Annotated in this window: 23 protein-coding genes; 13 read left to right on the forward strand and 10 right to left on the reverse strand. The window is 61.8% G+C overall.

All coding sequences use genetic code 11. From position 1 onward, the window contains the following. Window positions 1–44 precede the first annotated feature (44 nt). Window positions 45–851, forward strand: a complete 807-nt coding sequence (locus tag ACJJV2_RS09125) for a sulfite exporter TauE/SafE family protein (RefSeq protein WP_405280221.1) — start codon at window positions 45–47, stop codon at window positions 849–851. Between the two features lie 242 nt (window positions 852–1,093). Here ACJJV2_RS09125 and ACJJV2_RS09130 read toward each other — a convergent pair whose 3' ends face one another. Continuing rightward, a complete protein-coding gene (locus ACJJV2_RS09130) occupies window positions 1,094–2,560 on the reverse strand; it encodes an aldehyde dehydrogenase family protein (RefSeq protein ID WP_405280224.1) in 1,467 nt (488 codons plus the stop codon). Between the two features lie 139 nt (window positions 2,561–2,699). Between ACJJV2_RS09130 and ACJJV2_RS09135 the strand changes: the two genes are divergently transcribed. Then, window positions 2,700–2,912 carry a DUF3820 family protein gene (locus ACJJV2_RS09135; protein ID WP_052384432.1) on the forward strand — a complete coding sequence of 71 codons (213 nt, stop codon included), beginning with the start codon at window positions 2,700–2,702 and terminating at the stop codon, window positions 2,910–2,912. 78 nt (window positions 2,913–2,990) lie between these two features. Here the strand turns inward: ACJJV2_RS09135 and ACJJV2_RS09140 are convergent, their stop codons facing one another. The 4 genes from ACJJV2_RS09140 to ACJJV2_RS09155 form a co-directional block, all read right to left on the reverse strand. Beyond that, window positions 2,991–4,079 carry an NAD-dependent epimerase/dehydratase family protein gene (locus ACJJV2_RS09140; protein ID WP_405280228.1) on the reverse strand — a complete coding sequence of 363 codons (1,089 nt, stop codon included), beginning with the start codon at window positions 4,077–4,079 and terminating at the stop codon, window positions 2,991–2,993. Window positions 4,080–4,140: 61 nt separating this feature from the next. Next, the gene (locus ACJJV2_RS09145) at window positions 4,141–4,524 is read right to left on the reverse strand and encodes a hypothetical protein (protein ID WP_043332759.1); all 384 of its coding nucleotides are present in this window, start codon (window positions 4,522–4,524) and stop codon (window positions 4,141–4,143) included. Window positions 4,525–4,607: 83 nt separating this feature from the next. Continuing rightward, window positions 4,608–6,239, reverse strand: coding sequence for a BCCT family transporter (locus tag ACJJV2_RS09150; protein ID WP_215824332.1), 1,632 nt, complete (start codon window positions 6,237–6,239; stop codon window positions 4,608–4,610). Between the two features lie 279 nt (window positions 6,240–6,518). Next, window positions 6,519–7,775, reverse strand: coding sequence for a Xaa-Pro peptidase family protein (locus tag ACJJV2_RS09155; RefSeq protein WP_043332761.1), 1,257 nt, complete (start codon window positions 7,773–7,775; stop codon window positions 6,519–6,521). Between the two features lie 201 nt (window positions 7,776–7,976). Here ACJJV2_RS09155 and ACJJV2_RS09160 point away from each other — a divergent pair, with 201 nt between their 5' ends. The 5 genes from ACJJV2_RS09160 (at window position 7,977) to ACJJV2_RS09180 (ending at window position 12,040) form a co-directional block, all read left to right on the forward strand. Next, window positions 7,977–8,891: a LysR substrate-binding domain-containing protein gene (locus ACJJV2_RS09160; RefSeq protein WP_043332762.1), complete on the forward strand. Its 915-nt coding sequence runs from the start codon at window positions 7,977–7,979 to the stop codon at window positions 8,889–8,891. A 159-nt stretch (window positions 8,892–9,050) separates the two neighbouring features. Beyond that, window positions 9,051–9,455, forward strand: a complete 405-nt coding sequence (locus tag ACJJV2_RS09165; RefSeq protein ID WP_052384434.1) for a helix-turn-helix transcriptional regulator — start codon at window positions 9,051–9,053, stop codon at window positions 9,453–9,455. Then, on the forward strand, window positions 9,448–9,879 hold the full coding sequence (gene arsC, locus ACJJV2_RS09170; RefSeq protein ID WP_347421335.1) for an arsenate reductase (glutaredoxin): 432 nt from the start codon (window positions 9,448–9,450) through the stop codon (window positions 9,877–9,879). Before ACJJV2_RS09165 ends, arsC begins: the two co-directional genes overlap by 8 nt. Window positions 9,880–9,942: 63 nt before the next feature. Beyond that, window positions 9,943–10,665 carry an arsenical resistance protein ArsH gene (arsH, locus tag ACJJV2_RS09175; protein ID WP_405280749.1) on the forward strand — a complete coding sequence of 241 codons (723 nt, stop codon included), beginning with the start codon at window positions 9,943–9,945 and terminating at the stop codon, window positions 10,663–10,665. Window positions 10,666–10,726: 61 nt separating this feature from the next. Beyond that, on the forward strand, window positions 10,727–12,040 hold the full coding sequence (locus tag ACJJV2_RS09180) for an arsenic transporter (RefSeq protein ID WP_347421336.1): 1,314 nt from the start codon (window positions 10,727–10,729) through the stop codon (window positions 12,038–12,040). Between the two features lie 159 nt (window positions 12,041–12,199). Here the strand turns inward: ACJJV2_RS09180 and ACJJV2_RS09185 are convergent, their stop codons facing one another. Next, window positions 12,200–13,132, reverse strand: a complete 933-nt coding sequence (locus ACJJV2_RS09185; RefSeq protein ID WP_347421337.1) for a LysR substrate-binding domain-containing protein — start codon at window positions 13,130–13,132, stop codon at window positions 12,200–12,202. A 328-nt stretch (window positions 13,133–13,460) separates the two neighbouring features. On the opposite strand from ACJJV2_RS09185, the gene putP reads away from it, so the two are divergent. Both putP and ACJJV2_RS09195 read left to right on the forward strand, forming a co-directional pair. Further along, a complete protein-coding gene (gene putP, locus ACJJV2_RS09190) occupies window positions 13,461–14,945 on the forward strand; it encodes a sodium/proline symporter PutP (protein WP_405280237.1) in 1,485 nt (494 codons plus the stop codon). A 163-nt stretch (window positions 14,946–15,108) separates the two neighbouring features. Further along, the gene (locus ACJJV2_RS09195; RefSeq protein ID WP_347420662.1) at window positions 15,109–15,978 is read left to right on the forward strand and encodes a DUF1989 domain-containing protein; all 870 of its coding nucleotides are present in this window, start codon (window positions 15,109–15,111) and stop codon (window positions 15,976–15,978) included. Between the two features lie 107 nt (window positions 15,979–16,085). Here ACJJV2_RS09195 and ACJJV2_RS09200 read toward each other — a convergent pair whose 3' ends face one another. The 3 genes from ACJJV2_RS09200 to ACJJV2_RS09210 all read right to left on the reverse strand — a co-directional run bounded on the left by ACJJV2_RS09200 (window position 16,086) and on the right by ACJJV2_RS09210 (window position 20,719). Continuing rightward, window positions 16,086–16,787: an HD-GYP domain-containing protein gene (locus tag ACJJV2_RS09200; RefSeq protein ID WP_405280241.1), complete on the reverse strand. Its 702-nt coding sequence runs from the start codon at window positions 16,785–16,787 to the stop codon at window positions 16,086–16,088. 379 nt (window positions 16,788–17,166) lie between these two features. Continuing rightward, on the reverse strand, window positions 17,167–18,060 hold the full coding sequence (locus ACJJV2_RS09205) for a LysR family transcriptional regulator (protein WP_213114680.1): 894 nt from the start codon (window positions 18,058–18,060) through the stop codon (window positions 17,167–17,169). Between the two features lie 508 nt (window positions 18,061–18,568). After that, entirely contained in the window at window positions 18,569–20,719 is a 2,151-nt protein-coding gene (locus tag ACJJV2_RS09210) for a TonB-dependent siderophore receptor (protein ID WP_405280244.1), read from the reverse strand. 384 nt (window positions 20,720–21,103) lie between these two features. Between ACJJV2_RS09210 and ACJJV2_RS09215 the strand changes: the two genes are divergently transcribed. Continuing rightward, window positions 21,104–21,625 carry a TetR/AcrR family transcriptional regulator gene (locus ACJJV2_RS09215; protein ID WP_405280247.1) on the forward strand — a complete coding sequence of 174 codons (522 nt, stop codon included), beginning with the start codon at window positions 21,104–21,106 and terminating at the stop codon, window positions 21,623–21,625. After that, window positions 21,622–22,686: an alcohol dehydrogenase family protein gene (locus ACJJV2_RS09220; protein WP_405280250.1), complete on the forward strand. Its 1,065-nt coding sequence runs from the start codon at window positions 21,622–21,624 to the stop codon at window positions 22,684–22,686. Before ACJJV2_RS09215 ends, ACJJV2_RS09220 begins: the two co-directional genes overlap by 4 nt. 131 nt (window positions 22,687–22,817) lie before the next feature. Here ACJJV2_RS09220 and yghU read toward each other — a convergent pair whose 3' ends face one another. Further along, window positions 22,818–23,681 (reverse strand): glutathione-dependent disulfide-bond oxidoreductase, encoded by an 864-nt coding sequence (gene yghU / locus ACJJV2_RS09225; RefSeq protein ID WP_405280252.1) that lies wholly within the window; start codon window positions 23,679–23,681, stop codon window positions 22,818–22,820. A 383-nt stretch (window positions 23,682–24,064) separates the two neighbouring features. On the opposite strand from yghU, the gene ACJJV2_RS09230 reads away from it, so the two are divergent. Beyond that, window positions 24,065–24,634, forward strand: coding sequence for a manganese efflux pump MntP family protein (locus ACJJV2_RS09230; protein WP_213114138.1), 570 nt, complete (start codon window positions 24,065–24,067; stop codon window positions 24,632–24,634). 264 nt (window positions 24,635–24,898) lie between these two features. Then, window positions 24,899–25,438, forward strand: coding sequence for a redoxin domain-containing protein (locus ACJJV2_RS09235; protein ID WP_213114137.1), 540 nt, complete (start codon window positions 24,899–24,901; stop codon window positions 25,436–25,438). Window positions 25,439–25,529: the final 91 nt, after the last annotated feature.

A 25,529-nucleotide genomic window follows, 5' to 3' on the forward strand; every position in this document is an offset into this window, starting at 1 on the left:
GCCCCTATTCTCTCTCTATTGGCTACTTGCACAGGATGCCCGCAATGCCCGCCAGTCCCGCCGATATTCCCTACCTCGCAGACCTGCTTGATGGCCTCGCGCAGTATTTCCCGCTCTCGCTGCCTATCGTCTGCGCGTTGCTGCTGCTTGCCCTGCTGACATCAGCCATGTCCGCTGCCGTCGGGGTCGGCGGTGGCACCCTGCTGATCATGTTCATGGCGCAGTTGATGCCTGCCGCTGCCTTGATTCCGGTGCATGGCATGGTGCAGCTGGGTTCCAACGGCGGGCGCATGGCGATGACGTGGCGCCATATCGACATGCGCCGTCTGTTGGCCTTTCTGCCCGGTGTGGCGCTGGGAGCGCTGGTCGCGGCCTGGGTGTTGATCCGCTTGCCTGAAGGGGTGCTGGAGCTTTCCATTGCGCTGTTCGTGCTGTTCACCTGCTGGGGGCCGGCACTACCCAAGCGGGCTCTGAGCCGCACAGGCACCTTGATTGCCGGTGCCATCACGACTTTCCTTTCAAGTCTGATCGGTGCCAGCGGCCCACTGGTCGCGAGCTTCATCAAGCAAGGCGGCGGCGAGCGTCACACCAAGGTGGCGACCTTCGCGGCCTGCATGGTTGCGCAGCACCTTACCAAGGCCTTCATCTTCGGCATGGCAGGGTTTCTCTTCCAGGAGTGGTTGCCCCTGATCGTACTGATGATCGGCGCGGGCCTGATCGGCACCCGCCTCGGACTGCGCTTTCTGGATCGCGTCTCCAACCGGCACTTCGATGGCCTGTTCAAATGGGCGCTGTCATTGCTGGCGCTCAGGCTTGCCTGGCTGGGTAGCGCTTCTCTGATCAGTCATTGATCCGTCGTCAGCCATGCCCTGATCCGCTTCTCACGCACCGCTCATCTGGCGGTCGCGCTGATGATCACAGTTTGTATCCCTGTCCTCTCGACAGGGATGCCCTGGGTATCACACTCAGCTGGCCTTGTTGCCTACCTCGCCCATCATGACGCGTCAGCATTACCTACCATCAAAAGCGCCCCGCTCAGGCATCAGGCTGAGCGGGGCGCCGCTTGTCATGCGTCAACTACAGATCAGAGAGATCAGAACGGGTACTGGCGGGGCTCGACCTGCAGGCTGACCCACTGGTCGGTGGTGAATTCCTCAAGCACCCAGTCGCCATTGAAGCGCCCAAGGCCGGAGTTCTTCTCGCCACCGAAGGGTGCGCGCGGGTCATCATTCACCGGCATGTCATTGACGTGCACCATGCCAGCCTCGACCTGGCGCGCGAAGCGCTCGCCGCGTGCGATATCCGTGGTGAAGACGGAAGCCGAAAGGCCATATTCGGTGCCATTGGCAAGCTCCAGCGCGTGCGCTTCGTCACGGGCCTTCTGGATGCCGACCAAGGGCCCGAAGATCTCGTTGCGCGCCAGACTCATGTCATTGGTGACCTCGGTGAACACATGGGGTGGCACCAGCTGACCCTGCGTCTCGCCCTCAAGCATCACCTGGGCACCCTCGCCCTTGGCCGTCTCGATCATCTCGAGCAGACCATCACGCTGCTTGGCATTGATGATCGGCCCGATGACGGTATCGTCCTGTGCGGGATCGCCGACCTTGAGTGCGCGGGCACGCGCCACGAAGCGATCGACAAAGGCGTCGTGGACCGACTCATCGACGATGATGCGGTTGATGGCCATGCAGATCTGCCCCTGATGGAGGAACTTGCCGACCAGAGCGGCGTCCACCGCCTGCTCGATATCCGCATCATCCAGCACCACGAAGGGGCTGTTGCCACCCAGTTCCAGGGCAACGTGCTTGAGGTGATCACCACCGACGGCGCGCTTGCCGATGCCCTTGCCTACCTGGGTGGAACCGGTGAAGGAGATCAGCCTCGGCACCTCGTGATCCACGAAGGCATCGCCGATCTCGCTGCCGGAACCGACCACCACGCTCAAGACGCCGACAGGCAGACCCGCCTCCTCGAACAATCTGGCCAGCAGCAGGCCACCCGTCAGCGGCGTGTCACTCGCCGGCTTGATGACGACGCTGTTGCCGAGCGCCAATGCTGGCGCCAGGGAACGCTGGGTCAGATGCAGCGGGAAATTCCACGGGCTGATGATGCCGATGACACCCAGCGGCTTGCGGAAGACACGGCTCTCCTTGCCCGGCACCTGAGCCTCCATCGCCATCCCGGCCACGCGGTTGGCCATCGCGGCAGATTCCAGCGTGATCGCGCGAGCCGCGGCCAGCTCCGCCTGGGCCTTGATGCGGGTACTGCCGGACTCACGGATCAACCAGCCGAGCAGCTCCTCGCGTCGCTCGTCCATCAGCTCTACCACCTTGTGCATCACGCCCGCGCGCGCGCTTGCCGGCGTCTGGGCCCAGTCAGGCTGGACATCGCGCGCCTTGCGATAGCTGGCGTCGAGATCCTCGGCGTTGGCCATGGAAATCGAGAGCAGCGAGCTCTGATCGAAGGGGTCCAACACCTCAAGCGTCTTGCCGGCTCGTCCGGCACGCCATTCACCGGCGAGAGGTAGCTGCTCCAGGTTCTGGTAATCGCGAGGCATGAGTCTCTCCGTGCTATGGGGTTACAGGAGACATGGCGATAGTGTGGCAAAACCCAACCACCGCAACTCAGCTATGCCAGAATGGCACCGCCAACTGAGAGCATCCCCCCCCCTACCGAAACCAAATGAGAGTCAAAGGATGAGCCCTGAAGACCTGCAGAAACTGACGACCCGCCAGATGCCCTATGGCAAGTATGCCGGACGCCTGATTGCCGACCTGCCCGGGGATTATCTGGGCTGGTTTGCGCGCAAGGGGTTTCCGCAGGGCGAGATCGGTCGCCTGCTCGCGCTGATGCACGAGATTGATCACAACGGGTTGAATGCGTTGCTGGAGCCGCTGCGGCGGCGCTGAGGGACTAAGACGCTGAGGTCGAGAGATACAGAAGAGCTGCACAAGCCGCAGCGTCGCTGACATACCAGCGAGTGGGAATCACGACAGGCGGCCGCTGGCCTCCAGTTGATCGAACATGTCGTGCAGCGTCGCCTCGAGGGGCCGGTAGATCAGGCCCAGCTGCTCGCGGCTGCGGGTATTGTCGAAGACGAAGGGATGGCCCACGTTGCGCGCGACAACCTTGCGGGTCACGGCCTTGTTGGCCAGCGGACCCGCCAGCCACACCAGCCATTTGGGCAGCTGGCGAGCGGGAATCGAGTACTGCGGGCCGGCGTGACGGTGCAAGGCCCGCCCCAACTCAATGAAGCTTGAGGAATGCCCAGCGACCAGGTGGCGCCCATTGGCCGTGGGCAGAAATCCTGCCGCCAGATGCGCCTCGGCCACATCCCGCACATCCACCACACCCATGCCGTAATCCGGTGCGCCTATCCTGAGCGTGCCATCGCATAGTTGCGTCATCAGGCTGAAGGATTCGCCGCGCGTGTCATCGCTGATCGCGGGGCCGAGCACCAGCGAGGGGTTGATCACCACCAGCCGCCAGCGCGACTGCTGCTCGGCGATCTGCCAGGCGACCTGTTCCGCCAGCGTCTTGGAATGGGAATAGGCCTGATGCTCAAGCGACGCCGTGGTGTTCCAGACACTCTCGTCGAAACAGCCGCGCGGCGTATCCAGCGCATCGGCATTGTCGCTGTAGATGGCGGCACAGCTGCTGGTCAACACCACACGTTCGACACTGGCGTGACGATTGGCCTCTTCCAGCACATTGCGCGTGCCCTCCACTGCCGGACGCACCAGATCGCGCTCAGGGTCCAGGACACTGACCACGAAGGGCGAGGCGGTATGAAAGACCACCCCACAGCCTGCCATCGCCTGAGCGTAGGAACCCGGTTTGAGCAGATCGCTGGCAAAGACACGTAGCTCGCCCGGCAAGCGCTCGCCCAGCGCCATGAGAGCCGCCAGACGTTCGCTATTGCCGGGATCGCGCACGGCGGCATGCACCGTCAGGCCCTCTTCCAGCAAGCGACGAATCAGCTGCCCCGCCACATAGCCGGTCGCGCCGGTCACCAGTACCGGGCGCGATCGCTCCAGCCCTGCCAACAAGGCTTGCGTAGACGCATTGAGCGGCATGGACGGACTCCCGGAATACAGTAATTGGCGATCTGACGGCACAGTGTGCGCGGCAATGGCGTCAGGCAGACAGCTTGACGAACCAGGTCCACAGGCCGCCCAGAATCAGCGACTCGGCGGCGAAGCGGAACAGATGGCGCATCTCGATGCCATCCAGCATCAGCCCCATCAGACGGGCCGTCATGATGCCAGCGATACCTGCCACCGCGAGCGTCACCAGCACCGGCAACACACCCAGGCCGATCGGCGGATACATCAACAGATACCCCACCGCGATGACCCAGCCCCAACGAATGCGCCGCGAGATCGCCGCGCCGGTCTCCTTCGGTACGGTCTGCGGGGTGTCGTTCGGCCCCTTGAAGCGGTTGACCAGCTCCGGCACTGCCGCCAGCAGTACCCCTGCTGTCAGCACGAAGCCGCCCAGAATCTGCAATACCATCATCATCGTGCCATCTTCCCTTGTCCGGTAATCAATGGCGCACATGCTACCAATACTGCCGGGCAAATGCCTGATTTACGCCGCCGGCATCAGTTTGGCGCAGCCTCGTTCACGGCTGGCAGGTCGCGCGGCTCACGCCATAACGACATGAATGTGGCAATGCACATCAGAATCATCAGCAGCGAAAACGGCAGAGAAGCGATGAGCATTGCCTTCTGAATCGCCGCCAGGCCACCCGCCAGAAGCAATGAGCCCACCACCAGTGTCAACAGAGCGCCCCAGATGATGCGGTGACGGCGCTCGTTGGTTTCCTCTCCCCCGGCCATGATGGCGTTGAGCACCAGCACGCCCGAGTCCGCACTGGTCACCAGATACGTGATGATCAGGATCAAGGTGCCGCCGACGATGACATGGATCAAGGCGCCGGTATCCAGATAATCCAGCGTCACGAACAACACGGTGGCGATATGGTCGCGCACGGTTGCCAGAATCGTGCCTTGCGCCAATCCGCTGGTTTCCATGTGCAGACTGCTGCCACCCATGTAGCAGATCCATACGAAGCACATGAGACTGGGAGCCACGACCGCCCCCAACACGAATTCACGAATCGTGCGGCCACGTGAAATACGCGCAAGGAAGAGCCCGACGAATGGCGCGAAGGCAATGAACCAGGCACGCTGCAGAATGGTCCAGTCGACCTGCCACTGGCCTAACGCACTCGTCACCGGCCAGGTCTGGAAGCTGCGTTCCGGCAGGGTTCTCAGATAATCCCAGGTCGCGGAAACCAGCAGTTCACTGGCAAATAGACGACTGCCGAACCAGATGAAGACGGCCAGCAGGGCAAAGGACAGCAGCATGTTGAACTGGCTGAGCCAGTTGACGCCGCGCTTCACTCCGGTCACGGCGGACAGTGTCGACAGTCCCATTATCACGACAAGTGTCAGGATCAATGGCCAGGGGCGTGGAATACCGGCGGAGTCCAGCAGCTCAGTCCCCGGCATCACGAAATCCAGCCCTGCCACCAGCTGACTGACACCGGCGCCCATGGTGGTGGCCACGCCCAGAGTGGTCGCGACCACGGCGATGATATCCACGGCGTGACCCAGGGGGCCATCCAGCAGCCGCTTGCCAAAGATGGGCATCAAGGTACTGCGAATGGTCAACGGCAAGCCACGACGATAGGCGAAATACCCCAGTGCCAGTGCCACAGAGGCATAGATTGCCCAGGCATGCAGCCCCCAGTGCAGGAAGGTATAGCTGACGGCACTTTCAATGGCCTGCTCGGACCCCGCCTGCACCTTGCCTGCCGCGATATCCGGATTGAAATTGAAGTGCGAGACAGGTTCCCCGATGGAGTAGAACAGCAGCCCGATGCCCATCCCGGCGCCGAACATCATCGAAAACCAGGCAAAACGCGAAAATTCAGGCACTTCATCATCACGTCCCAGTCGCTTGCGCCCCAACGGCGACACACACAGCACCGTGCAGAACACCAGATAGAAGGCGACGGCATATACGTAATAGAGATTGAAGTGCTCAAGCATGGTCTGATTGATCGTGGTCAACAGCGCTACGGCCCGATCAGGGAGGGCCACGGCAAATACCACGAGAAGAGTGATGATCAGTTTGCTGATCAGTGTCACCGGAATGTTGAGTCCTCGGTACAACCCCGTTTTCTGGCAAGTGATAGTGATACTGCTGTCATTCACATCGGACGACATGTCTTTACCTCACGTCAGTAGGCGTGCAGCCAGCCGTCCCTCACGCGCCATAGGCACTGGTACATGAAGGAAGCAGACAATGGCGGCACGATCATTTATTGGAATTATGGTGATCTGTGTCTCTACATCTGTGTCACTACGAAACGCGTCAGGAGGTTGCGATCAGGCAGCTGCCCGACCGAACACCCCGGAGTATGAAAACAACGTCATTGCGGACGGCAGACTGCGGGCCAAGGAGTGTCATGGCGCTGCTTGATCAGCAGCGCCATCCTGAAATCATCAGTTCAACAAGGCTTCCTCGAACGGGAACTTGCTCAGGATCTCGAGGCCGTCTTCGCGCATCACGCACTGCTCCTCGAGCTTGACGCCTTCCCCGGCTTCGGGGTCGCCGATATAGCTCTCGACGCAGAGCACCATGCCCGGCTCGATCACGCCGTCGTAGCCTGAGACGGCAAAGTCGGCATGGTGATACAGGTAGGGATATTCGCCGGTCATGCCACAGCCATGGGCAGAGAGGTAATAGCGATTGGCATGGAAACGCTCGGGGATGTTCCAAGCCTTCTCGGAATATTCACGGAAGCTCATGCCGGGACGCAGGATGTCGAGATTGTGCTGTACCTGCTCATGGGCGGTGCGATACAGCAGCTTCTGGGTCTCGGTCGGCTTGTCAGGGCCGACGTGGAAGGTGCGCGAGAAGTCGGAGTAATAGCCGTGGCAGCCGACGACGTCAGTATCCAGTGCCACCAGCTCGTTGGCGGCCAGTCGCTTGGTCGCGGTTTCCTGGAACCAGGGATAGGTGCGCGGGCCTGAGTTGAGCAGGCGAGTCTCACAGTAGTCGCCATTGTCAGCGATGATGGACTGATGCAGCACCGACCACAGCTCGTTCTCGGTGATGCCGGGGCGAATCGCTTCACGCAGACGTCCTACGCCGCGCTCGGTAGCACGCAGCGAGGCTACGACACACTTGAGCTCTTCGTCAGACTTGATGGCACGTGCACGTTCAAGCGGTGCCTGGGCATCGACGACGCGCGCGCCCAGACGATCAAAGGCGATGGCGGTCCCGGCATTCATGCGCTCCATGCCGATCACCGCTTTCAGACCGCACAGCTCGGTAATGGTCGCCAGCATCTCGCGCGCCCATTGCTGTTCACGCTCAGCGATATCGTGACCTGCCGCAACGAAACTGGCAGTCATGGCCGGGCGCACTTCGTCGATGGTTTCCAGGCCATCGGCGAGATGCTCACAGCCCGTGAATTCGAACAGCACACTGCGATGCTGGGTCAGCAGCAGGTAACGCGCCGGAGTATTGCGAGCGCTGAAGACCTGCATGTTGCGTGCGCCGCTGGCGTAGCGGATGTTGACCGGGTCCGAAATGATCAAGGCATCAACGCCCTGGGTGCTCATCTCTTCGCGCAGGCGATTCTGTCGATAACGACGCACGGCCACCAGGTCGATGCCTTCACTTTCAGGGGCATTGTCCTGAAGCTCCAGCGGGTGAAGGTCACTACGGTCGGCATGCCAATCAAGTTCATTCATGTTTGCTACCCAGTCAGGTCACGGAGTGTCATGCTGATAGCCCGTGGTCATCTACGGAATACCCTATGCATCACGATGACATCAGTGTGAACCTGATGATTCTAGCTGTGTATAGCCTCAATCCTGATCAACCTTGATAACCTGAAGTCATCAAGCATTGACCTATCAGCCAACGTTACCCTCCTCGTCTCGGAGCCCTGCATGAAGAGCTTTCGTCATCGCCTCCCGCCTCTCAACAGCCTGCTGACCTTCGAGGCAGCCGCGCGTCACGCCAACTTCACGCGTGCCGCCAGCGAATTGCATATCACCCAGGCTGCCGTCAGCCGTCAGATCGCTATCCTTGAGCATCACATCGATACCAAGCTGTTTCATCGCCATGGCAGACGCGTCTCTCTGACCGCAGCAGGACAGCAGTTGAGCCAGCGCCTGGCGACCAGTTTCGACTTCATGATCGACGCACTGGAGAGCGTCAGCCGCCCTTCTCCCAATGCCCGCCTGACACTGGCCGCCAACAGCGCCATCTCACACCTATGGCTGGGGCCGATGTTGAATCGACTTCGCGCCACCCAGCCGACGCTTGCCAGCGGCCTGCGCCTGATCACTGCAGATCATCATCGCGACATCCTCACCGAGGATGTGGATCTCGCCATCTGCTATGACATGGCGCCGCATCCGGATTGGCAGTTGACCCCTCTGTTCACCGAGACGCTCTATCCGGTGGCGTCACCCGACTTCATCGCCGAGTTGCCACAAGGTGCCCGCGACTGTCGGGAGCTACCTCTGCTGGCGGCTCTGCCACTGCTCGACTACGAGCGCCTCGAACCCAACTGGATCAACTGGCCACGCTGGTTCAGCGGCATGGGCAAGCCGGGGTTGGCACTCAATGTGCAACGTCAATTCACCAGCTACCACCTGGTGCTGGATGCCGCATTGGCTGGGCAAGGCGTCGCGCTGGGCAGTCATCAGCAAGTCAGTGCATTGGTGGCACGGGGACAGCTTGTGCGGCTGGGGACGTTGGAGTATTCCTCCGGTTGTGATTACTGGCTCGCGGCGCGTCTCGAGAGCCAGAACCCGCGCCAGGCAGCGTTGGCCAGCTGGCTGCATGAGCAGGTCTGAGATGGCCAGCACGAATACTGATGGCTGTCAGCCCAAGACGGAGGGCTGAAGATCGACCGCTGAAGATCGAGAGCAGAGAGCAGACTTCCCATCCGCGGCACGCTGATCTATCATCGCACCATCGTCATTTCGACAAGTCTCGACATATGGACAGATCAAATGAATGACTCCGACAGCCTGCCCGACCCGCAGGCCACGCTGGACACCTTCGCAGCGCTGTCCCAGGCCACGCGTCTGGACACGTTTCGCCTGCTGGTCCGTCATGAGCCACAAGGCCTGCCCGCCGGCGAGATCGCACGCCGTCTCGAGGTGCCGCACAACACGCTCTCGACCCATCTGGGCGTATTGAGCCGCGCGGGGCTGATCCACTCCCAGCGCGAAGGCCGCTCGCTGATCTACCGCGCCAACCTCGAGCACATGCTCGCCACCGTGCAGTTTCTGGTACGTGACTGCTGCGCGGGCTCCTCGGTGGTCTGCGACCCACTGCTGGCCTCGCTCACCGTGCCCGACTGCAGCGCCTCTTCCACCCCCTGTGCTTCTCAGGAGCCTCGCAACGATGACTGATTCCGTCCGTTCTTCCGGCAAGATCACGATGTATCACAACCCGGCCTGCGGTACGTCACGCAATGTGCTGGCCATGCTCAAGGCCTCCGGCGAGGCACCGGAGGTGATCGAGTATCTGGTCGCCCCGCCGACGCGCGAGACGCTGGAATCCCTGATTGCCGCCATGGGGGGCGGCCCGCGCCCGCTGCTGCGCCGCAAGGGCACGCCCTATGACGAGCTCAATCTGGATGACCCGGCCTTGAGCGATGCGGCGTTGATCGACGCCATGATGGCCCACCCGATCCTGATCAATCGCCCCATCGTGGTCACGCCGCAGGCCACGCGTCTGTGCCGCCCGTCGGAGGCGGTACTGGAGCTGCTGGACAATCCGGTCGCGCAATACACCAAGGAAGACGGCGATGTCGTCCACGCCCCCAGGACCTGAATCATGAACGCACACACTCCCGACACGTCTCACCTGCCGACAGGCGACACCATGACCGACGAGATGAAAGCGGCACTGGCCGAGCTGCCCAATATCGATGCCGAACACTGGCGACCGCTGGAGATCAATCGCCTGGTCGGGCCGGATGCCCCGCGTCATGCACCGCGCATTCTGGTGCTGTACGGCTCCCTGCGTGAGCGTTCTTTCTCACGCTTCGCCGCCGAGGAAGCGGCGCGCCTGCTGCGTGCCTTCGGTGCCGAGGTGCGCCTTTACTCGCCAGCCGGCCTGCCATTGCCGGATGACTGCGAGGCCGATCATCCCAAGGTGCAGGAGCTGCGCGAGCTGGCCCAGTGGTCCGAGGGCATGCTGTGGGCGAGCCCGGAGCGCCACGGCGCGATGACCTCGATCATGAAGGCGCAGATCGACTGGATTCCCCTGTCACTGGGCGGCGTGCGCCCCACCCAGGGCAAGACGCTGGCCATCCTGCAGGTCAGTGGTGGTAGCCAGAGCTTCAACAGCGTCAATCAGCTGCGCATTCTGGGCCGCTGGATGCGCATGCTGACCATCCCCAACCAGTCATCCGTGCCCAAGGCCTTCAATGAATTCGACGAGCATGGCCGCATGCGCCTGTCGCCGCTCTATCTGCGCATCGTCGATGTCTGTGAAGAGCTGATGAAGTTCACCTGGATGAACCGCGACCGCAGCGCCTATCTGACCGAGCGCTACTCGGAGCGTGTCGAGAGCGCCGAAGAGGTCTCCCGACGCGTCAATCAGAGCACGATCTGACGCAATCCGCGGTCGCGCACGCGGCTTCTCACTTACTCTTCACCCTCGACAAGGAGACGTCATGCTTGCCTTGGCAATCTTCGCCATCACGCTGGCACTGGTGATCTGGCAGCCACGCGGGCTGGGCATCGGCACCAGCGCCCTCGGCGGCGCCGTGGTCGCGCTGGCCTGCGGCGTGGTCAATCTGCCGGATGTGCTGGTGGTCTGGGATATCGTCTGGGACGCCACCTTCACCTTCGTGGCGCTGATCATCATCTCGCTGATCCTCGATGAGGCGGGCTTCTTCAGCTGGGCCGCGCTGCATGTCGCGCGCTGGGGCGGCGGCAACGGACGCAAGCTGTTTCCGCTCATCGTGCTGCTGGGCGCGGTGATCGCGGCCTTCTTCGCCAATGATGGCGCGGCCCTGCTGCTGACGCCGATCGTGATCGCGATTCTGGTGCGCCTGGAGTTCTCGGCGGCGGCCTCGCTGGCCTTCATCATCGCCACCGGCTTCGTGGCCGACTCCACCAGCCTGCCGCTGGTGATCTCGAATCTGGTCAACATCGTCAGTGCCAACTACTTCGACATCTCCTTCACGCATTACGCCGCCGTGATGGTGCCGGTCGATCTGATCGCGCTGGCCGCCACGCTGATCGTGCTGTGGCTGATGTTCCGCAAGGAGCTGCCCTCGCACTACGCGCTGGAGAAGCTCGAGGCACCGTCGAGCGCCATCAAGGACCGCCAGGTATTCCGCGCGGCCTTCCCGCTGTTGGGGGTGCTGCTGGTGTCCTACTTCGTGACCGCGCCGCTGGGCATTCCGCTCGCCGTCGTCACCGGCAGCGCCGCGCTGATTCTGCTGGCCATCGCCGGGCGTTGGCTGGGCAGCGGTGTTGCCGTAATCGAACTCGGCCCGGTGCTGCGCGGTGCGCCGTGGCAGATCGTGCTGTTCTCGGTGGGCATGTATCTGGTGGTCTACGGGCTGGGCAATGCCGGCCTGACCGATCACGCCAGCGACATCCTCGCCTGGCTTGCCAGTCAAGGCGAGCTGGTCGCCACCCTCGGCACCGGCGTGCTGGCCGCCGTCACCGCCTCGGTGATGAACAACATGCCGGCCACGCTGATCGGCGCGCTGGCCATCGACCACCTCACCGCGCAGCAGGTCAGTGACGCGACGCGTGAGCTGATGGTCTACGCCAACGTGATCGGCAATGATCTGGGGCCCAAGTTCACCCCGATCGGCAGTCTCGCCACACTGCTGTGGCTGCATGTGCTCGATCAGAAAGGTCATCACATCAGCTGGGGGCAGTACATGAAGGTCGGCCTGGTGCTGACGCCGCCGGTGCTGATCGCCACCCTGCTCGGCCTGTGGGCCTGGCTGGGCGTACTCAACGGCTGAGAGGCCCGCCATCTCCTGGCCAAGGGTCATGGTTCAGGCCATTGCTCAGATCGCGACCCATGCCGTCATGACATGAGCACTTGCACAAGAAAGCCCCGCCGAATCCCGGCGGGGCTTTTGCGTTGTGTGCGCCATTGACTGGCAGCGAGATGCCCGCCGTCAGGGCTGGCGGCGGCTGACGATGACCCCGCTGTCGGCCGCTTCTCCCTCGGCGGCGATCTCCGCGCGCATCCAGTCGCAGAATTGCTGCACATGTCTGGCGGGCTGCGGGTGATGGAACAGCCAGTAGGCACGCTGGCGATTGGCGGCCATCTCGAACAGGCATTCCAGGGTGCCGTCCTCAAGCTCCTTGCGGATCAGGCGTGGCGGACACAGCGCGACCCCCTGCCCCGCGACCACCGCAGCACTCAGCAGACTGAAATCCTGATAGAGATCGCCCTTGTCGAGCTGGGAGGGATACAGCCCGCAATTGTTGAACCAGTCATGCCAGGGCTGGCGCGACTGATCGTGGATCAGCTCCAGCTTCAACAGGTCTGCCGGCTGGGTCGGGCGGCGGTGATGCTCCAGATACAGCGGGCTCGCCACCGGCTGGGTGGCCCCCGAGAACAAGCGGAACGCCTGTGATGCCTTGTCCGGAAGCTCGTCCTGCCAGGTGATCATCACATCGACCTCCGGCAACAATCCCCGCGCACTGATGCCGGCATATTGCAGGCTGACCGCGATATCGGGGCATTGTTCGCGAAAGCTGTTGAGCCGCGGAATCAGCCAGCGCACCGCCACCGAGGGAAGACAGCTGACGCGCAGCTGGCGCCGCTGATGCACGCCTTGTGGGTCGACCTCGAATTCGGCTACCGACTGCTCGATTCTGGCAAAGCCGGCCTGCAGGCCATCGGCCAGTCGGCGTCCGGCGTGTGAGAGCACCACGCCGCGTCCAGCCCGCTCCAGCAGACTGATCTCCAGCGTGGCCTCCAGGCGGCGTATCTGGTGACTCACCGCCGACTGGGTGATGTTGAGCTCATCCGCAGCCGCGGTGATGCTCCCAAGGCGTGACACGACCTCGAAGGCATTGAGCGATGACAGACTGGGTCGCATGGGATGTCCTTGATGACTGGCCTGGCCGGGGGCCAGAAACCGGGTGCTGAGTGCCTGTGCCAAGCGCTTTGCTGAGTGCTGTGCTGAGTGCTTGCGAGAGCGCCCTGATGGAAGAAAGGCGTCAACCAGCATGTGACGGCAACCCATGACATGAAGTCATAGGTTAAACGAAAAATGGTCAGTTTTCTGCAATCTACCTCATGGCTAAGGTGAAGGTGTCAGTGATATTGCCAGCTCCCCGCTGCTTGTTCCGCGCAAGCCTGCTGCAACACGACACCACTGGTGAACAATAACAAGACGCCTCGGCGTCACCATGAGGTCTCCTAGGATGAACTTACCTGTCCTGCTGTCGTTCGGGCTCTATCTGCTGCTGATGCTGGGCATCGGCATCTACTTCTATCGCATCACCCACAATCTGTCGGATTACATACTCGGGGGACGCGGCTTGCCGCCAAGCGTCGCGGCCTTGAGTGCCGGCGCTTCCGATCTCAGCGGCTGGGCCCTGATGGGCCTGCCCGGCGCCATCTTCAGTGGTGGCCTCTCGCAAGCCTGGATCGCGGTCTGGACCCTGGTCGGCGTCTACCTGAACTGGACCCTGGTCGCCGAGCGACTGCGCGTGTTCACCGAAGCGGCCGGCAATGCGCTGACGGTGCCGGATTATCTGGAAGCGCGTTTCGAAGACCGCTCACGCGTACTGCGTACCCTGTCTTCCGTGGTCATGCTGGTGTTCTTCACCTTCTATGTCTCGGCGGGTCTGGTCGGTGGAGCCGTGCTGTTCGAAGGTCTCTTCGATATCGATTACCGCGTCGCACTGTGGTTGGGCGCGCTGGTCATCGTCGGCTATACCTTCCTCGGTGGCTTCCTCGCCGCCTCATGGACCGACCTCATCCAGGGCCTGATGATGGCCGCCTCGCTGTGTGCCGTGGCTGCCATGACGGCAGTGGCGCTGTTCGGCGATGGCGCAGCCGCCCCGGCAGCGGCGCAGGATGTCGCCCCCATCGGTGGCCTGCTGGAAGGCGTGACCTTCCTGGGCATGCTGTCGCTGGCCGGCTGGGCGATCGGCTACTGTGGCCAGCCACACGTCGTGGTGCGCTTCATGGCCGTGCGCAAGCGCGAAGATATCAAGGTGTCGCGGCGTATCGCCCTGCTGTGGTCCGCCATCACCATGGCGGCTGCGGTATCAGTGGGCGTGCTGGGTTACTACTGGTTCGGCGGTGAGCTGGGTGGCGGTCTCACGGACAGCGAGCGTGTCTTCATCTCCCTGAGCCAGATCATGCTCAACCCCTGGGTGGCAGGCTTCATTCTGGCCGGTGTCCTGGCCGCGATCATGAGTACCGTCGATTCCCAGCTGCTGGTCTGCTCCAGCGCGATCGCCGAAGACATCTACCGTGGCCTGATTCGCCCCCAGGCGACGCAGAAGGAGCTGGTCTGGCTGAGCCGTGCCAGCGTGATCGGCATCGCACTGCTCGCCACCGTGATGGGCAGCGAGCGTGACAGCAGCATCCTGGGCCTGGTGTCCTACGCCTGGGGTGGCTTCGGCGCCGCCTTCGGTCCCGTCATCCTGCTGTCACTGTTCTGGCGTGGCATGACCCGCAATGGCGCCATCGCCGGCCTGCTGGTCGGTGCTCTCACCGTCGCGATCTGGAAGCCGCTGAGCGGCGGCCCGCTGGAGATATTCGACATGTTTGAGGTCGTGCCCGGCTTCCTGTTCGCCCTGATCGCCGTCGTCCTCGTCAGCCGCATGAACGCAGAACCTGCCGCCAGTGCCTGCTTCGACCGACTGATGAAGCACTGGCGCCGCGAACAGGCATGACCCCGCGCAGGGGGACCGAGAACCTCCCCCTGTGCCCTGCAGATACCGCCACTGCCGGCCACGACTCTTGCCGGCAGTGCACGAAAGCCCCCGGCCGGGCAGCGAATTCCAGATTGTCCGGCCTGGTCATCAGATCCAATTTCGACTCACGAGGAGTCCTGTCATGAGTGATGTACCTGCCGCCTATCAAGCCAGCAAGGGTTCGATTCTGGACGTCGATCGCGACTTCTACGACAGCCTCACCGAAGGCAAGGCCGAGCGCACCCTGGTCGCGACCCATACCGTGCCGCTGCGCGATGGCCTGGCGTGGGAAGTGCCGGCGGGCCACGTGCTGCGCATCAAGATCACCGAGGGTTCACAGGTCGGCGATTTCAACATGTGGAACCTGCAAAACCCGCGTGAGCGCATGTGGGCGTCTCGCACCCGCCAGCTGCAGCGCGCGCATGTCAGCACCTATGATCGCCTGTGGTCCACACTGCCCTACCTGCGCCCGATGGCGACCATCATCGATGACACCCTCGCCGACTATGGCGTCGATGCAGAAGGCGGTCGCGTGCATGACCTGCTGGGTACGCGCTGCGACCCCTACGTCAATCGCCTGCTGACCGGCGAGGACTTCGATCACCACTGTCACTCCAACCTGGTGCGCGCAGTGGAGCCCTGGGGCCTGACCGAATTCGATATCCACGATGTGCTCAACATCTTCCAGTGCACCGGCCTCAACAATGACGACAAGTACTTCATGAAGGCCTGCCCGGCACGCAAGGGCGATTACCTGGAGTTCTTCGCCGAGACGGACCTGCTGTGCGCGATGTCCTGCTGCCCGGGTGGCGATCTGTCAGTGGACCTGTGGGGCCCTGATGCGCGCGACCCGCTCGAGACCTGCAACCCGCTCGGTGTCGAGATCTATCGACTGGAAGGCGATGTTCTCGCAGGCTGGGAGTCGCCCAAGGTCGCGGCTTACGCCGGCAACCACGGCCGCCAGCACCCCGCAACCGACTGGGCCGCCATCAAGCGTGAACGCTGCTGCTGATGCGGATTTTGAAACGCTGATCGTCTTTATCGGGTACTGATGCAACAAAGCCCCCTGCCGAGACTCTCGACAGGGGGCTTTGCCTTTCATGTACGGACATCGCCGTCTCACCCTTGGCGGGTCTGCTCATACAAACGGCGATGTTCGGCGTGCAGCGATGTCCAGAGCGGCGCCATGCGGGCAATCAGGCGAGGATCAAACTGCTTGCCGGATTCCTCGCTGAACAATCCGACCAGACGCTTCAACGACCAACCCTGCTTGTAGGCGCGCGGCGAGGCCAGGGCATCGAAGACATCCATCATCGCGGCCACCTGACAATGCAGTGGCAAGGCACCCCCGGCGGACCCGACAGGATACCCTTGGCCATTCCAGCCCTCGTGGTGGGTAATCGCCACCAGGCTGGCCAGCGCTCTCAGGGGGCCGCGCAGCGTAAACAACAGGCGTCCGCCATGACTGGCATGATCGCGCATAGTGACACGCTCCTCATCACTGAGCGCACGCGGGGCATTCAGAAGCTCCGTCGAGATCCCGACCTTGCCGATATCATGCAGCAAGGCCGCGCTATGCAGGTCATGCAGTGGCACCTTGCGCTGACCGGGCCCCAACAGCCTTGCGTAGAGAAATACCGTCAGCCCCGCCACCCGCCAGGAATGCGCCAGAGTATCGCCATGATGACGATGAAGGAGGCGCGCCAGGGCCAGAACTCCGGGTTCGAGCGTCTTCGCCCCGGGGGGCGGCATGAAGAGGTAATCCGGCAAGGGGGCATCACCGGCATGCGCGAAACGCATCGCGCGCGGGGCATCTTCCATGGAGCCTCCCTGTTCAATCTGCCTATAAAGAGTCGCGAGTCATCAGGGGGCTCATGATCGATGCACCAGATAGGGTCGCATCAGCCCAGAGTGACGAGCGCCTATTTCTCGTTCTTTTTTAGATTTATGTTTCACATTCGTCTCGCAAGCTCGGGCCTTCATATCCGTTTTGAAGACCAGCTCTTCCAAGACCCTGCACTTGCTAAAAAGGGCTTGCTAAAAAGGACTTGATAGACAGCACTTGATAGAAAGCACGTGATAAAAGGTACTTGGTGAATATTAGGCGATAATAATGATGCACCTCAATGTTTCCTTCATCAAATCCTTGCCTCATCCGTATTGCAGCATGACGCATACCGCGCTCAGAGACGCGCGCATATTATCTCGCGAACCATTCCAGCAGATGCTCGATCAAGCGCACCGTGCGCAGCGGGCGATGGCGCTCACGATGATAGATCAATGACAACGGCACATCCGCCGGCTGCCAGTCACTCAGCAACTCCTGCAGCTCCCCTCGCGCGATGGCTGATTCACAGTAGAGCCTGGGCACGCGAATGATGCCGTTGCCGGCGATGGCACCACTGACCAGCACATGCCCGTTGCGGCACTCAAGCTGGCCACCGACGTCCACCTGCAATTCGCGAGGCTCTGCCCCGCGTGCAGTGAAGGACCAGCGCGAGACCGAGCCGACCAGGCAGCGGTGATCCACCAGCTCGCCGGGCGTATTCGGGGCGCCATGGCGAGCGAGATAGTCGGGGCTGGCCACCACCACGTAGGGCAATGTCATCAGCGGACGCGCGATGAAGTCGGCATCCTCGAGGGCGCCCATGCGCAGGGCGATATCGAAATCATCACGAATCAGGTTCACGCGATGACTGCTGAAATCCAGCTCCACCTGCACTTGCGGCCAGGTCTGCATGAAGGCGTGCACGGCGGGTGCCAGCAGCCGCTCGCCGATCGGCCCGCCGACGCTGTTGATGCGCAGCCTCCCGCGCATGGCGTTGCGCTCCTCACGTACCAGCGTCACGATCTGGGTGATGTCGCCCAACGCACTGCGACACTGGGCATGCAGCAGATGGCCGCTCTCGGTGAGTCGCAACGAGCGTGTCGAGCGCTGCATCAGCGACACGCCAAGTGCCTGTTCAAGCGCAGTCACCTGTTTGGAGACCTGCGACCGCGACACGCCCAACTGCTCGGCGGCGCGGGTGAAGCTGCCATGATCCGCCGTCATGACGAAGGCACGAATATCGGCCAGAGGAAGCGACTCGAGCATGGGGCTCTCCAGGCAGGTGTGATGTCGAGAGGGAACACAGAGGCAGGCACGCCAAGACACTCAATCGAAGATACTCGACTGCAGACACGCAATCGAAGACACGCGATCAAAGACAGTCAGTCACAGAGCATCATGCCAGCAGTCTACCAGCCGCATTGACGTCTGCTGTCACAAGGTCTTCAAGACGACAGATGGCGCGTGAAGATCCTCGGCGTTAGATAACGCATACAAAAAGGGGCGCTGATGAGCGCCCCTTTTTATTTCAAGATCACCAGTCTATTTCTAGATCACCAGTCTATTTCTAGATCACCAGTCTATTTCTAGATCACCAACTTATGACCAGATCACCAACTTATGACCAGATCATCAGCTTATGACCAGATCACCCGACTTCCGAAACTGGCTTATATCGTCTGTCTTGCCTGTCTATATGCCGTGACTGTCTATATGTCGTGACTATCCTGGCATCGAGCCCCCCTGGCGAGTCAGCCTGCCAGAGGGGGCCACATTACCAGCCGACGCTGGCTGACAGGGTGATTTCCATCGGGTCACCCACCAGCACGCGGGTATCGCCGCCGCTGCCGTAGTAGTAGCCCGTATCGAACAGGTTCTTCGCATTCAGCTTGAATTCGGTGTCCGGGCCGAAGAAGTCATGACGCCAGCCGACGAAGGCATCTGCGACGGTGTAGGCATCCATCGAGAAGCTGTTGTCGTCATCGCCTTCACGCTCGCCGACATAGCGCACGCCACCGCCGACACGCCACTCGCCGTAGGACGGGTCGATCGCCAGATCATGTGCCAGATAGAGGCTGGCCGCATTGAGCGCCGCATTCGGCAGACGATTGCCCTCGGTGCCTTCGGTATCCTCCAGCACTTCGGTATCGGTGTAGGCGTAGCTGAACAGCAGGGAAGTGCGATCCGTCAGGGCCCCTTCGAGGCTGAATTCCAGGCCTTGCGAGCCGGCTTCACCGATGGTGCGAGTCACACCATTGTCAGTGACTGCGACGTTTTCCTTGCGGATCTGGTAGAGCGCCACGGAGGTTGCCAGACGCGGATTCCACTGACGCTTGTAGCCGATCTCGTAGCCCTTGCCGAGCTCGGGGTCGAGGCTCTCGCCGCTGTCACTGTCGCTGCCGTTCGGCACGAAGGATTCACTGTAGCTGATGTAGGCGGAGCTGGCATCGTCGATGCGATAGAGCAGATTCGCGGAGGGCAGGAACAGGTCGTCGCTGTAATCGGGGTCAGACACGAAGTCCTCGCCCTGCCCGCTCTGCTGATCGAACCAGGTGTAGCGCCCGCCAAGGCCCAGAATCCACTTGTCGGTCAGATACCAGCGGTCGCTGACATAGACCCCGATGGCCTGGGTCTCGTCGAGACGATTGCTGCGCGAGGTATTGATGTCGTCGGAGGTCACCTGGGCCAGCTGGCCGTGGTTCACGTCGGTGACGGTAGAGACCGTGACGGAATCGCCGAAATAGCGCTCATCCAGATAGTCGCGAGTGGTCTCGTAATCCGCCCCGATGACCAGCTGGTGACGCTGGCCCGCGATCTCGACATCGCCCATGGCGTCCAGCGCCGTGTAGTGCTCGCTGCGATCATAGCCCTGGTTCTCTTCGGCGCGCACGGTCACATCACCGCTGTCGCTGACGTCGGTGACATTGGCGCGTGCATCGCTGTACTGACGACGCGTCCAGCCGTAGGTCAGCTTCATGTCCCAGTTGTCGGTGACTTCCTGCTTCCACCAGGCATTGATGGACTCGTCATGGCCATAGACGCGGTTCCAGGATTCATCGAAACGCGTGCCACGCGTGACGTTGGCGGCGCTGCCGTTGTAGAAGACGGTGCCACGATCGATATCCAGCTCGTAGTCCTGGTACTCATAGCTGATCTGGGCACTGCTGTGCTCGCCTTCCCAACGCAGTGACGGGGCGATGGTGGTGCGACGGTCATTGCCGTATTCGCGCCAGGAGTCCTCATCCTCATGCGAGAGGATGAAGCGATAGGCCAGGCCGGTATCCTCGATGGGGCCGGTGGTGTCCAGGGTGGTATTGCCACCGCCGAAGGAGCTGACCTCGCCACTGATCTCGGTGTGGGTCGCGTACTGCGGACGCTTGGTGACCATGTTGATCACGCCGCCGGGGTTCTGCTGGCCCTGGAAGAGCGATGACGGCCCCTTGAGCACCTCGACGCGGTCCACGGTCGCCGTGGTGTAGGTACGGCGCGGCTGACGGATGCCGTCGATCAGCATCGAGCCATCGCTGTTGCTGCCGAAGCCCCGCTTGACGAAGCCGTCCTCGGTGCCCCCCAGGGTGTTGCCCAGCTGGATACCCGCGACCGGCTGCAGCGCCTCTTCCAGATCATCCAGATTGAAATCATGCATGACCTGCTGGGTCACGACATTGATGGTGCGCGCCTGCTCGAGGAAGTCCACCGATTGCTTGTTGGCCAGGCTCGAGGCCTCGGCGCGGTAGCTGCCCGGCGCCACTTCGCCTTCACGCTCTCCGGTCACCACGATCACCGAATTCGCGACCGGCGACTCGCTTGAGGTGGCACCCTCTGCCGCCAGCGAAGTGCCCGGCAATACCATCAGGGTGAAGATCAGGCAGGAGAAATGTCCCTTGTTCGTGCTTGCAGCGCTATCCCGAGAATGATTTGGCACCTGAAAACCCTTTGTACGCGATGCGACAGCGTCCTGCTGAACCACACCTTTCATCTGCTCGATGAGCAGAAAGTGGCCATGACTGACGCCCCCCGCGCCAGTAAATAAGTCGCGAATGCTAATCTTTATCAAATGCTACCGCAACGAAAAATGCGTGATTTTTCCGCGGAATGACCTGGGCTTTGCCTTATTTAACGCTCAGCAAACTTCTAATTGCGTAATTGTACTGACATCGAAGTGTCACACGCGCAATGCGCGACTTCAGAACATGGCAGCAATGACACAAGGCTTGGGAAACGCTGCATTGACATAGGGAGAATGGACGCTCTACCCTGCGCAGGTAGAATGAACACTCTCCCTCGTTGATTCGACCATGGCACCGACATGATTCAGCACGATATCGCCGCCCGCCTGGAGACGCTCTTCAGCCAGCGCGGCTTCGCAGAACCGAGTGTTGCCGAGCTCAAGGCAGCGTCAGACGTGAGTCTGCGCACCCTCTATCGCCACTTCCCCTCCAAGGAGAGCATGGTGATCGGTGCGCTTCAGCATCGCCACGAGCGCTATATGGCCTTCCTCGAAGAGGGAGTGCCCGCGGATGGCGCTGCGGCGCTCAGCCACCTCTACCAGCGGCTGGGCCACTGGATGGCGTTCGAGGCGCCCAATGGCTGCATGTCGGTCAATGCCCTGGCGGCCTTTCCCGACAACCTTCAGGTGCGCGAGGCCGTCGACCGCCACAAGCACGAGATTCTCGAGTGGCTCGGCCAACGCAGCCGCCGCGCAGACCTCGCCACCGAGCTGTTCCTGATCCATGAAGGCGCCTCCTCCGCCTGGCTGGTGCTGGGCGAGAAGGCCATCGAGGCCGCACTTTCCACCACACTGACCCTGTTGGGAGCACCCCACCGATGAGCTCACTTGCCACAAGCAAAGACAGCATGCACGGCGTCTACCTGACCGGGCATGGCGGCCCGGAAGTGCTGGAAGTGCGTGACGACATTCCTCGCCCGACACCCGGCCCGCGTGACGTGCTGGTGCGGGTCGGCGCGGCTGGCGTCAACAATACCGACCTCAACACGCGGCTGGCCTGGTACTCCAAGGGCGATGGCGAGGCCGAGGATGCCAGCTGGTCCGGGCAGCCGATCCACTTCCCGCGCATCCAGGGGGCCGATATCTGCGGCGAGATCGTCGCGGTCGGCTCAGACGTCAGCCAAACGCGCCTCGACGAGCGTGTACTTATCGAGCCCTGCCTGAGGGAGCACGACGGCCAGGCGCTGGAGTCCGCCTGGTATATCGGCGCCGAATGCGATGGCGGCTTTGCCGAATACACCCGGGTCGCGGCGCGCCATGCCCTGCGCGTCGAGAGCTCGCTCAGCGATGTGGAACTCGCCTCCTTCCCCTGCTCCTACTCCACCGCCGAGAACATGCTGACTCGCGCACGGCTTGCCAAGGGCGAGCGCGTGCTGATCACCGGCGCCTCCGGTGGGGTCGGCTCCGCGGCCGTCCAGCTTGCCAAGGCCCGTGGTGCCCATGTGATCGCCGTGACCAGCGCGGCCAAGGCCGATGCCCTGCGCGATCTCGGAGCCGATGACATCGTGCTGCGCGATCAGCCTCTCGACGAAGCGCTCAACGGCCAGAGTGTCGAGGTGGTCATCGATCTGGTGGGCGGCCCGCAATGGCCGCAACTGCTGGATATCCTGGGCTACAAGGGGCGCTACGCCGTCGCGGGTGCCATCGGTGGCGAGATGGTGGAACTCGACCTGCGCACGCTGTACCTGAAGGACTTGAGCTTCTTCGGCTGCACGGTGCTGGAACCGGAGGTCTTCCCCAATCTCGTGCGCCATATCGAGCAAGGCAACATCAAGCCGCTGGTCGCTGACACCTTCGCGCTGGCCGAGATAGCCACCGCTCAAGAGGTCTTCCAGCAGAAAGGTCACGTGGGCAAGGTCGTGCTCAAGGTCCGTCAGGACTGAAAGCGCCCTGCCCGCGCGACCGGCCAGAACGCAAAAGGGCTACCCGATGGGTAGCCCTTGTTGTGACTGAACGCTCATTGCTCGACAAAACTGCCTGACAACAAGACAGCCAGACAATCGCGTGGCGATAATCAGTCGCTAGGCTTGTCTTCGGTGTTGGTCTCGAAGTCGCTCGCCGAGTGGCGTTCGATCAGCTGCTCCTGCGACTCTCCCCAGAAACGGTTGACCATGCGACCCCGCTTGACCGCAGGGCGTTCGGCAATCGACCTGGCCCAGCGCTGCACGTGCGTGTAGTCCTGCACGGAGAGGAACTCGGCGGCGTCATAGAGCTTGCCTTCGACAAGTGCGCCATACCAGGCATAGATGGCGATATCCGCGATGCTGTATTCGTCACCGGCGATGTAGGCGTTGTCGGCCAGCTGACGATCCAGTACGTCCAGTTGACGCTTGGTCTCCATCGCGAAGCGATTGATCGGGTACTCGAGCTTCTCCGGGGCGTAGGCATAGAAGTGGCCAAAACCACCGCCCAGGTACGGCGCAGAGCCCATCTGCCAGAACAGCCAGTTCATGACTTCGACACGCTTGGCGGGGTCCTTGGGGATCAAGGCGCCGAACTTCTCGGCCAGATGCAGCAGGATGGAGCCGGATTCGAACACGCGAATCGGCGTCTCGCCGCTTCTGTCCATCAGCGCGGGGATCTTGGAATTGGGATTGATCGCGACGAAATCACTGCCGAACTGATCGCCTTCGCCGATACGGATCGGCCAGGCATCGTATTCGGCACCGCTATGCCCGAGCGCCAGCAGCTCCTCGAACATGATGGTGACCTTCACGCCGTTGGGTGTCGCCATGGAGTAAAGCTGGAAGGGATGCTCGCCGACCGGCAGCTCCTTGTCATGCGTCGGGCCCGCGATCGGCCGATTGGTACTGGCGAACTTGCCGCCACTCTCGCTTTCCCATGTCCAGACCTTGGGTGGCTGATAACTGTCGCTCATACCCTTGACTCCTTGGCATCCTGTTGAAGCTTCAAGACTGAAGTTTCAAGACTTCGGTGACGTCAGACACGTCGGCGTGGTGCCGCTCTGACTCGGTAGACAAGTTATGACGGTCAGGCGCTCGTGACACAAGGGGATGAAATGACAAGATTTTGTTGCTAGTATGCCACCAGTTTTTGGGGAGTAGCCCGCTCTCGTCACCCAACGAGAGTCTCGGATGTCAACATAGTCGGCAGGCATTGCCGTGGCACCGAGGACCCACCTATCCGATCATGCCCGTGATCAGTCAGGACGAGGTTCGGCGAGACCAATGACAGTCAGACGCTTCCGGCCGGTGGTGTCTAGCTGTTATTGACTCGTAACCGGCCTGGAAAACCTGACTCATGCCTTTGCTATCGACATTTCTACTCGCCTTCTCCATGTCCTGCGACGCCTTTGCTGCCGCCTTGTGCAAGGGAGCCGCCATACGTCGTCCCTCTCTGAAAGACGCCCTGCGTATCGGCCTCATCTTCGGGGTCATCGAAGCCATCACGCCAGTGATCGGCTGGCTGATCGGCCGCTCACTGGCCGTCTATGTCGAACAGTGGGACCACTGGATCGCCTTCGCCCTGCTGCTGCTGCTCGGTTTGCACATGATTCATGAGGGGCTTTCCAAGGACGAGGAAGACGAGGACTGCACCACGCCACAGTCGTTACCTCGTCTGATGCTGACCGGCCTTTCTACCAGTATCGATGCCATGGCCGTGGGTGCCGGGCTTGCCTTTGCGGGCGTGAACATCGTCACCACTGCGCTGGCGATCGGTACCGCCACCTTCGTGATGGCTAGCGCCGGCGTGATGCTGGGCGGTGTGCTGGGCAAGATGGTCGGCAAGCGCGCGGAAATCATCGGTGGCCTGGTGCTGATCGGCATCGGCACGACCATCCTGCTGGATCACACCGGCTACCTGGGTTGATCCTCTGCTGAAAAGCGCCCCGAACGGCCCCGTGGCGGCCCCGTGGCGGCCCCTGGCGATGAACGCACCCTCGCGTTGCGCCAGGGGCCCCCTTGAAACCCCTGACAATGGCGTCATTCAAGGGGGACACATGGCGCCTCCTGTCGCTGGTCATTCAAGCCGCTTGATTTCTCAGATAGTGATATCCCGACACGTGATATCCGCCGCCTGATCAGCAGTGACATGAAAGCCAACGCCGTGATCTTCCAAAGGGAGCCAGATTGCATGTATACACGCAAGCTTCATCCAGGCAGTGAATTCCCGGCCATCCAGGTCAAACGCAGCGACGGTGAGGCACTGAACCTCGGCAAGCCCCAGGGCGAGCATGACTGGCAGCTGGTCGTGGTCTATCGCGGTAAGCATTGCCCGATCTGCACCAAGTTTCTCAACAAGCTTGAGAGCTATCGCGAGCGCTTCAGCGCCCAGGGCGTCGACCTGGTCGCCGTGTCTGCCGATGATGAGCAGCAGCTCACGCAGCATCGCGAGTCGCTGGAGGTCAACTTCCCGCTCGCGTATGGGCTGACCCTCGAACAGATGCAATTGCTGGGGCTGTTCATCTCGACGCCGCGCAGCGAAAAGGAAACCGATCACGACTTCCCGGAGCCTGCCTTCTTCATCGTCAATGGTGAAGGCAAGATCCAGATTCAGGAAATCGCCAACGCGCCCTTCGTGCGGCCTGATCTGGATACCCTCATCGGTGGCATCGAGTTCATCCGCAAGCCGGATAATGACTACCCGATTCGCGGCACCCGCGATTACGACTAAATCCCCCAGGGTTCATGTCGCCACACAGACGCCCCGCAGCCTTCATGCTGCGGGGCGTCTGTGTATCTGGTCCTGTTGCTTGCTACCTGTC

It is taken from the genome of Cobetia sp. Ld8 (genome assembly GCF_045066615.1).
Classification (GTDB): Bacteria; Pseudomonadota; Gammaproteobacteria; order Pseudomonadales; family Halomonadaceae; genus Cobetia; species Cobetia amphilecti.

Excerpts from the sequence above, each read along its gene's own strand:
- ACJJV2_RS09125 (WP_405280221.1), top strand. The coding sequence starts at position 45 with ATGCCCGCCAGTCCCGCCGATATTCCCTACCTCGCAGACCTGCTTGAT.
- ACJJV2_RS09130 (WP_405280224.1), bottom strand. The coding sequence starts at position 2,560 with ATGCCTCGCGATTACCAGAACCTGGAGCAGCTACCTCTCGCCGGTGAA.
- ACJJV2_RS09135 (WP_052384432.1), top strand. The coding sequence starts at position 2,700 with ATGAGCCCTGAAGACCTGCAGAAACTGACGACCCGCCAGATGCCCTAT.
- ACJJV2_RS09140 (WP_405280228.1), bottom strand. The coding sequence starts at position 4,079 with ATGCCGCTCAATGCGTCTACGCAAGCCTTGTTGGCAGGGCTGGAGCGA.
- ACJJV2_RS09145 (WP_043332759.1), bottom strand. The coding sequence starts at position 4,524 with ATGATGATGGTATTGCAGATTCTGGGCGGCTTCGTGCTGACAGCAGGG.
- ACJJV2_RS09150 (WP_215824332.1), bottom strand. The coding sequence starts at position 6,239 with ATGTCGTCCGATGTGAATGACAGCAGTATCACTATCACTTGCCAGAAA.
- ACJJV2_RS09155 (WP_043332761.1), bottom strand. The coding sequence starts at position 7,775 with ATGAATGAACTTGATTGGCATGCCGACCGTAGTGACCTTCACCCGCTG.
- ACJJV2_RS09160 (WP_043332762.1), top strand. The coding sequence starts at position 7,977 with ATGAAGAGCTTTCGTCATCGCCTCCCGCCTCTCAACAGCCTGCTGACC.
- ACJJV2_RS09165 (WP_052384434.1), top strand. The coding sequence starts at position 9,051 with ATGAATGACTCCGACAGCCTGCCCGACCCGCAGGCCACGCTGGACACC.
- arsC (WP_347421335.1), top strand. The coding sequence starts at position 9,448 with ATGACTGATTCCGTCCGTTCTTCCGGCAAGATCACGATGTATCACAAC.
- arsH (WP_405280749.1), top strand. The coding sequence starts at position 9,943 with ATGAAAGCGGCACTGGCCGAGCTGCCCAATATCGATGCCGAACACTGG.
- ACJJV2_RS09180 (WP_347421336.1), top strand. The coding sequence starts at position 10,727 with ATGCTTGCCTTGGCAATCTTCGCCATCACGCTGGCACTGGTGATCTGG.
- ACJJV2_RS09185 (WP_347421337.1), bottom strand. The coding sequence starts at position 13,132 with ATGCGACCCAGTCTGTCATCGCTCAATGCCTTCGAGGTCGTGTCACGC.
- putP (WP_405280237.1), top strand. The coding sequence starts at position 13,461 with ATGAACTTACCTGTCCTGCTGTCGTTCGGGCTCTATCTGCTGCTGATG.
- ACJJV2_RS09195 (WP_347420662.1), top strand. The coding sequence starts at position 15,109 with ATGAGTGATGTACCTGCCGCCTATCAAGCCAGCAAGGGTTCGATTCTG.
- ACJJV2_RS09200 (WP_405280241.1), bottom strand. The coding sequence starts at position 16,787 with ATGGAAGATGCCCCGCGCGCGATGCGTTTCGCGCATGCCGGTGATGCC.
- ACJJV2_RS09205 (WP_213114680.1), bottom strand. The coding sequence starts at position 18,060 with ATGCTCGAGTCGCTTCCTCTGGCCGATATTCGTGCCTTCGTCATGACG.
- ACJJV2_RS09215 (WP_405280247.1), top strand. The coding sequence starts at position 21,104 with ATGATTCAGCACGATATCGCCGCCCGCCTGGAGACGCTCTTCAGCCAG.
- ACJJV2_RS09220 (WP_405280250.1), top strand. The coding sequence starts at position 21,622 with ATGAGCTCACTTGCCACAAGCAAAGACAGCATGCACGGCGTCTACCTG.
- yghU (WP_405280252.1), bottom strand. The coding sequence starts at position 23,681 with ATGAGCGACAGTTATCAGCCACCCAAGGTCTGGACATGGGAAAGCGAG.
- ACJJV2_RS09230 (WP_213114138.1), top strand. The coding sequence starts at position 24,065 with ATGCCTTTGCTATCGACATTTCTACTCGCCTTCTCCATGTCCTGCGAC.
- ACJJV2_RS09235 (WP_213114137.1), top strand. The coding sequence starts at position 24,899 with ATGTATACACGCAAGCTTCATCCAGGCAGTGAATTCCCGGCCATCCAG.